This is a genomic window from Stenotrophomonas sp. HMWF023 (assembly GCF_003060985.1).
In the GTDB taxonomy this organism is placed as follows: domain Bacteria; phylum Pseudomonadota; class Gammaproteobacteria; order Xanthomonadales; family Xanthomonadaceae; genus Stenotrophomonas; species Stenotrophomonas lactitubi.
The window spans coordinates 4,361-5,843 of sequence record NZ_QAIJ01000323.1 but is presented as its reverse complement, the minus strand read 5'-3'; the positions used below and the strand labels follow the sequence as shown (position 1 = coordinate 5,843).

The 1,483-nt window shown below is 69.5% G+C and carries 2 protein-coding genes and 1 pseudogene; all 3 read right to left on the bottom strand.

Annotated features, from left to right (window positions below):
- A pseudogene (locus tag DBR20_RS23520) lies at nucleotides 1-249 on the bottom strand (amidophosphoribosyltransferase); the annotation flags it as partial.
- A gap of 30 nt (nucleotides 250-279) precedes the next feature.
- On the bottom strand, nucleotides 280-1,059 hold the full coding sequence (locus DBR20_RS19865; protein WP_108267908.1) for a CvpA family protein: 780 nt from the start codon (nucleotides 1,057-1,059) through the stop codon (nucleotides 280-282).
- Nucleotides 1,060-1,105: 46 nt separating this feature from the next.
- Nucleotides 1,106-1,483 (bottom strand): SPOR domain-containing protein (locus DBR20_RS23515; protein ID WP_258223438.1); only part of this gene is annotated, 378 nt, incomplete at its 5' end.

Sequence of the window (1,483 nt, the reverse complement as noted above, 5' to 3'; positions counted from 1 at the left end):
GTCCATGCCTTCCGAACCGGCGGTCGGGTAACGCACATGGGCGATACCGACGCTGCCTTCCAGGGTGGACATGGTGCGTGCATCGAAGACATCGCGGACCAGGCCGGTGGCCTTCTGCACCCGCAGGCGGCTGCCGTTGACGGTGGCGATGCCCGCCGCGTCCTGGCCGCGATGCTGGAGGACGGTCAAGCCGTCATACAACTGCCCGGCGACGTTCTGGTTGCCGACGATTCCGACGATGCCACACATGATGCGAGGTCTCCGCTGGGCTGTGCCCAGTTACAAGGAAGGTGGCCGTGCCTGGCCAGAGTTGTCGCCGCGTCTGCGGTCGACATTGGCCGGGTCGCCCGGCTCGATGCTGCCCGGTAGTGCTGGGGCGTCCGGGCGCACTTCGGCCGGATCATATGCCTCGCCCTGTTCCGCCTTCGCAGGCCGCAGCCATCCGCTGCCCGCCACTATCTGACCGAGTACGCCATTATCGCCTGTCGCCCCCGGCTTGCCCACTCCGGCGCTGGCGCTTTTGCCAAGCTCCATCAACGCAGATGGGGACAGTGCGTCCATCGGCAAGGCCTTGGGCAGCAGGTCGGCCCCCGGCACCTGCCAGTGCGGCAGCTTGCTGTTCATCCAGCCCACGGCCGGGTTCAGCACCGGACGCAGCGCCGAGCCGCGCCAGGAGGGTTCGGCGGTGAGTGGGGTGAAGCCGCCCAGCAACAGCAGCACGGCCGCGATGAGGCCCCCACGCACGGCACCCAGGACACCGCCCAGCAGGCGGTCCAGGCTGCCCAGCATGTTGCGGTGGACGATGGCCTTGATGACCATGCCGATCACGGCGACGACGATCATCACGCCGATGCCGACGCTGAGGTAGCCGCCGATGAAATGCTCGCCCCCGGGCGCGGCCGGTGCCGCCCACCAGCGCGCGGCGTCGTTGCCGAAGGCGAAGGCCGCCCAGGCGGCCACCAGCCACGATACGGTGCCGATGACGATGCCGACGAAGCCGCGCAGCAACCCGAGCAGGGTGGAGGCGGCGATCACGATCAGCAGCACCACGTCGATCATGGCGCTCCGTTCCTTCGGCGGCGCTCGCAACGGGGCTGCGTACAGGTCATGGGTGCGGTCGCACCATGCCGGCCACGCCGACCTTGGCGGCGACCTGCGCCTTCAACTGTTCGGCATCGGCACGGTTGGCGACCGGCCCGACGCGGACCCGGTGCAGGCTGCCCTTTTCGGTGCGCACCTGCTCGACGAAGGCGCTGAAGCCTGCCGCACGGACCTTGTCGCGCAAGGCGTTGGCATCGTTGGCCTGGCCGAATGCGCCGAGCTGGACGGCAAAACCCACCCCGCTGGCAGCTGGTGCGGCCGGCGCAGTCGGCGGGGTGGCCGGCTTGCTGGCGGTCGCTTCGGGCTTGGGCTCGGGCTTCGGTTCCGGCTTTGCCACGGGCTTGGCCGGTTCCGGCTTGGTGGCAGGCGCTGTTGCTGCAGT

What these genes read in the sequence shown, in the direction of transcription:
- DBR20_RS19865 (WP_108267908.1), bottom strand. Translation starts at nt 1,059, where the DNA reads ATGATCGACGTGGTGCTGCTGATCGTGATCGCCGCCTCCACCCTGCTC.